At 35.1% G+C, this 5,378-nt stretch carries 4 protein-coding genes and 1 pseudogene; 3 read left to right on the forward strand and 2 right to left on the reverse strand.

Annotated features, from left to right (window positions below; translation table 11 throughout):
- The first annotated feature begins 360 nt into the window (after nt 1-360).
- The gene (gene xerS / locus N9I19_RS23765; RefSeq protein WP_317779188.1) at nt 361-1,488 is read left to right on the forward strand and encodes a tyrosine recombinase XerS; all 1,128 of its coding nucleotides are present in this window, start codon (nt 361-363) and stop codon (nt 1,486-1,488) included.
- A gap of 188 nt (nt 1,489-1,676) precedes the next feature.
- Here xerS and N9I19_RS23770 read toward each other — a convergent pair whose 3' ends face one another.
- The gene (locus N9I19_RS23770; protein ID WP_317779189.1) at nt 1,677-2,489 is read right to left on the reverse strand and encodes a hypothetical protein; all 813 of its coding nucleotides are present in this window, start codon (nt 2,487-2,489) and stop codon (nt 1,677-1,679) included.
- Between the two features lie 439 nt (nt 2,490-2,928).
- Here N9I19_RS23770 and N9I19_RS23775 point away from each other — a divergent pair, with 439 nt between their 5' ends.
- Together N9I19_RS23775 and N9I19_RS25395 are read left to right on the forward strand one after the other, a co-directional pair.
- Nucleotides 2,929-3,594: an excalibur calcium-binding domain-containing protein gene (locus N9I19_RS23775; RefSeq protein ID WP_317779190.1), complete on the forward strand. Its 666-nt coding sequence runs from the start codon at nt 2,929-2,931 to the stop codon at nt 3,592-3,594.
- Between the two features lie 340 nt (nt 3,595-3,934).
- Entirely contained in the window at nt 3,935-4,072 is a 138-nt protein-coding gene (locus tag N9I19_RS25395) for a hypothetical protein (protein ID WP_411730888.1), read from the forward strand.
- 351 nt (nt 4,073-4,423) lie between these two features.
- Here the strand turns inward: N9I19_RS25395 and N9I19_RS23780 are convergent.
- A pseudogene (locus tag N9I19_RS23780) lies at nt 4,424-4,960 on the reverse strand (IS110 family transposase); the annotation flags it as partial.
- Between the last annotated feature and the right edge of the window lie 418 nt (nt 4,961-5,378).

Raw genomic sequence — 5,378 nt, forward strand, 5'->3', positions numbered from 1 at the left:
CCAAGACGGACACATCCTCTCAAAAATCATTGTAAGGACTTAACTAAAATGTGTCCATGAAACTATACTAACTCCAAATCCGTGTTTATGAGCTCTATACAAATAAAGAAACAATCAAGGTAGATAAAATTTTTGAAACAAAAGATGCTGCTGAAGCTGCTATCGAAAATCATAAACTTCAAAATCCGGAAAAATATGAGTATGTAAAAATTCCTGTGAAAAGCTAATTATTTCAGTCCTACCCTTCCGTGCATGGGCTTTTACGTAAGTTAGTAACTTGAACATAATATAATTATGCAAACAACTATTCGTAAAAATTGAATTTTACGCATAAATTAAACTTTAAAAAGGAGTCAATCAATGGCCAATACCAGACAACATCAAGTCCATGAGCAGAAATTGGAACAGCTGGTTAAGTCCATGCCTTTCTATATCGTTGAATATGTTGACAATAAATTGGATTCTCGGTCCCCTTCCACCCTCTTGAATTACGTTCTTGATTATAAATTATTTTTGGAGTGGCTGATATCTGAAGGCATTGCTGAGCAGGAGCATATTAAGGATATTCCCCTGTCCTTGCTGGAAAAGTTGAAATTGATCGAAGCTCAATCCTTTATCAAATTTTTGGAACGGAGAAACATCCCCATCAATAAGAAGGAAACAAAAAAAGCGGAAAAAGTATCCGTCAATCGAAAAATTTCAGCATTACGTTCCCTTTTCAAATATTTAACGACACAGACAGAAAATGATGACGGCGAACCTTACTTCTATCGAAATGTCATGCTGAAAATTGAAGTGAATAAAGTTAAAGAAACTTTGGGGGCGCGTGCTTCAAGAATATCGACAAAAATCTTCCACAATGATGAAGATGCTCGGTTTCTTGAATTCGTGAAGCATGACTATGAAAAGGAGCTACCTGAAAAGTCCAGGAAACTCATTTATTTTAAAAGGGACAAGGAACGTGATTTTGCGATTTTATCCCTCTTCTTAGGAAGTGGCATCCGGGTGAACGAGTTATCCAATCTCAGGCTACGAGACTTGGATTTCGAAGAAAAACAGATTCACGTTTTACGTAAGGGTGGAAAAAAAGATGTAGTGGCAGTCTCTCCTCCGTCAATGCAGGACATAAAAGATTACCTAGCAGTGCGGACGGAACGTTATAGGGGTTTAAATGATGATACGGCCTATGTATTCTTAACAAGGGTGAATAATGGAGCCACCCCTCTTTCCAACCGCGCCATCGAGGCGCTAGTAAAGAAATACACGAAGGCCTTTAAATCGAATAAATCCATGTCCCCACACAAACTAAGGCATACCTATGGGACAAATTTAATGGAGCAGTCAGGAGATATCCATTTACTGATGACTCAACTTGGTCATACCTCAACCACAACAGCTGCCCTTTATACTAACCCTGAGCAGGAGAAAGCTAAAAAGGCTGCGAAACAGCTGGGAGAGAGAAGAATCAATTTTCGTGAAAAGGATTAATGAAAAAGGAGAAGATTTTCTAGTCTTCTCTTTTGTTTACGTGTGTAGATATGAAGACATAAGGTACAATCTATATTTCTGCCATCGCTAAATAAATGGCAACCAAAAGTCTATGTTTTGAAAAACTATTCCTCAGTTTTTTTAAAACTTCCCAATAGAAAGTGCCATTTTTACAAGAGAATGCACAGTTAGTTTATTAAATTTTGATCCAATGATACACCAAAGTTTATACTCCTAGTATGTTCTTTTTCGGATAACTTGTTTAGACAATCTTCTTCCCACTTTGTCAGAAGTATTTCTTTATAAATAAAAGCTTTTTGAATTATATTGCATTGCCCTTGCCAGTTTAACATTTTAAATTCTTTAATGTTTAGTAACCATTGAATTTTTTGCAATTTATCCGTTGTTAGTCTATTTTTATCCCATTTAGGTAACACAGCTCTTTCGTAAAGTAAATATTTTACAAAACGGTGTGAATTTAATCTTCTTATTTTTTCTAAGTTTCTAAAACTTCCCTTATTCTTATGAGCTTTTTCTATAATATTCTCTGGTAGCTCATGATGAATCAAATAATTATTTATATCCGTACTTGTTACACCAATTTTCTTTGAAATTTCTTTTATACTTAAATCTTCATTTAATAGGCAACTAAGTAAGTAATGTTTATCAAACCAATTAGAATGATCTTGGAACATCTTTCTTAGGAGTTTTATTCGTTGCGTTGTTATATTCGAAAATACCTGCTCTATAACAGTTACATACATATTCTGTTCTTTCGTATTAGTTAAATGCTTATAGGCTAAATATTCTAAATACCCCGATACGAGCCAATACTTTTCCTCATATTTATCCTTTTCGACTACTGGATAGCTAGGTAAATCTTCACCTTCAATTAATAATTTGATTCTTTTCTGAACAGCAGATTCAGTAACCGATTCTATATATATAGGCACGATTAAACTAATATCTATTTTATTTAGTGTAATACCGTTTAGATTCATGCCTCCACCTCCACATATTTTAACCTTACTAATACTTATGTGTCGGGCTATTTGTCCTATTACATTTGTTTTGTACTTCCAAATTAAGATATATCGATTAAATGTTTTATAAAAAATTAAGATCTACACTGCAAACGGCTCTCACCATTGTTGACCAGTATTTCGGGCTTGATTGAGTAATCTTATTCCTTACTGGTGAATGTTGCAAACCTCCTTTTAATCCGCATAGTCCTTTTAAGGAATTTCTTTTCAAATGTCAACATTTGAAAAGAAATTCCGATGCTATCACTAAACATTTAAAAAGGAAATTGAATTTTTTTGTAGAATTATAGATATATACTACCAGGAAGGAAGTTTCGAAAAATAAGTACCTGTTTTTTTAGTCTAAAGATATAAATTTTAGTAGTTAGCAATGATTATATTTAAGGGAGTGTCAGTTATGCCAGTCATCGCATTATTAGGTTTTCTCGCTATTTTATATTCTTTTTTTTACCTACTCTACCACTTTATCAAAAAGATTAAAAACAAAGAAAGAGCACTATCCAAAAAGATTTTTTATCCTTCGCTCATTGGTGGAATAATATTTTTTATTGTTGGAATATCATTTTTGGATACAGGCGTTCAAGCTAAACTTGATGATGAAATAGAACAAAATACAAAGTTAACAGCTGCGAATAATACTTTAAAATTAGAAAATTCGAAGCTTGAAAAACAAATTACGGATCTTGAGTCAGAAATTAAAGAAACAGCTTCTAATATTACCGAATATGAAAATAATTTAAAAACATTGGAAGAAGAAAAAAAGGCATTCTCATCAGAAAAAGATTCATTAAATAAAAAGATTAGTGATTTAACAACTAAAAATACAAGTTTGCAAAACAAAGTTGATAGCTTAAATACTCAACTTGCTAGTAAAGATACTCCTACCTCTACTGCAAATGAAAATTCAAATCAGTCAACTGCTTCTATATCGTCAGGAGAAAGGGAAGATTTTGCAAACTGTACCGATTTACGAGGTACATATCCAAACGGTGTTCCAGCTGGTCATCCTGCTTATGTACCAAGTATGGACCGCGATAAAGACAACTATGCTTGTGAAAGATAATAAAATATAGGCTCTATCTTATAGAGCCCCAATTTGTAGACAAAAAGGTTTCGGAAAGTTCCCGAAACCTTTTTAATTTTTATAAGCAGATTCGGTTTCACAATCGCAGCAAGCAATATGGTAAGGGATGAGCTCCACCTCCCCCATGTGATGGCAATCTAAGGCTGCGAGACTTGGATTTTGAGGAAAAATAGATTCACGTTTTACGTAAGGGTGGAAAAAAGGATGTTGTGGCAGTCTCTCCCCCTTCTATACAGGACATAAAAAAGATTATTTAGCTGTGCGATTGGAACGTTATAGGGGATCAAACGATGATACGGACTATGTATTTTTGACTAGGGTGAATGATGGAGCTACCCCTCTTTCCAACCATGACATCAAGGCTCTAGTTAAGAAATATACGAAAGCCTTTAAGTCCAATAAATCGATGTCCCCACATAAACTGAGGCATACCTATGAGACGAACTTAATGGAATAATCAGGAGATATTCATTTGCTGATGACTCAACTGCGTCAGACGTCGACTTCAACGGCAGCCCTCTATACAAACCCTGAACAGGAGAAGGGCTAAAAAGGTGCGAAACTGCTGGGAGAGAAGAACCAACTATCGTGAAAAGGATTAAAAGAAAAGAGGAGATTTCTAGTCTTCTCTTATTTAGTATATGTAACGAAGAATTGCCCCTTTTTTGATATAAAAGAATAAAACTTCCTAATTTATACTTGCGAGGTGTTTCGTTTGTCTATATCTAAACAACATGATTATTACGAAAGAAAATTAGACTAGTTTACTTTCCCCGGCCGTTAATACCACAACTGAAGTGGGATATTACTTTAGTATCAATAAAGAAACCCTGGAATATAGATCCCCAAAAACCTTCCGGTATTCAGAAAACACTTGATCTAAAATGGTGTGAAACTGAAGTTTAGCTTCCAAATACATATTCGTTATGATTTCCTGTTGTCTTGACAAATTCCGAAGGTCTAATAGCTAATTCCTCTAATACTATGAGGTTCAAAATCCTCTTTGTAATACAGCACACACAACTGGTACGTATCGATAGCGTCTGTTTTTACCTTCCGTAAACTGGACTTCTTTGCCTGATAAGAAATAATCGGATATAGTAAGATATATAGAATCCCTTGTTCCTCCAGGTATTGAATTACGGGAAAATGGTAATGCCCTGTAGATTCTAAAATGACCATACGCATCTGCCCTGTCTCCTCTTCAAAGAAATTCTAAAAAATAATCTAACTCCTCATTGATATGCTTCATTGAAAAGCTCTTCCCATACGGTTTAGATTGATCTAAGAATGCCTAAATTTGGCTCTCTCCTTTTCCCACATCCAGACCAACAACTGGATTCATTATCTTTACCTCCTCTACTTATTAACCAGTACCCCTAGTCCTCCATGCAGTGCATAGCTTCGCTTGTTATACGAGACCTACGTCTCAACCAGTCTTAAACATGTTTCTACAAAGTAGGGGGTGGACAGTTTAGTTCACGGGTTCAAGTCCCACGCACCAGTTAATTCATTAAGATAGTTTTTTTATACTATGGTGTAGCATCAGAGTTTATGCAGCCAGTGTAGATTAACGCTCTGTTTCGAGTGATGGTAAAAGAGAGTCTTCTTTCTTTTGACATCCTCATCGTTTCTCACATATTTGTTTGCTGGTAATACGTCCCTAAACAAACATTAATTCCTTTTTGAAACAGAGATCCTATGTTTGCAATTCCTGCCCCGGTAGCTAAAATGTAACCTGGGGAAGAAGTCAAAAACTATAG

This window comes from Peribacillus sp. CSMR9 (genome assembly GCF_033141925.1).
GTDB classification, from domain to species: Bacteria; Bacillota; Bacilli; order Bacillales; family DSM-1321; genus Peribacillus; species Peribacillus simplex_A.

Excerpts from the sequence above, each read along its gene's own strand:
- xerS (WP_317779188.1), top strand. The coding sequence starts at position 361 with ATGGCCAATACCAGACAACATCAAGTCCATGAGCAGAAATTGGAACAG.
- N9I19_RS23770 (WP_317779189.1), bottom strand. The coding sequence starts at position 2,489 with ATGAATCTAAACGGTATTACACTAAATAAAATAGATATTAGTTTAATC.
- N9I19_RS23775 (WP_317779190.1), top strand. The coding sequence starts at position 2,929 with ATGCCAGTCATCGCATTATTAGGTTTTCTCGCTATTTTATATTCTTTT.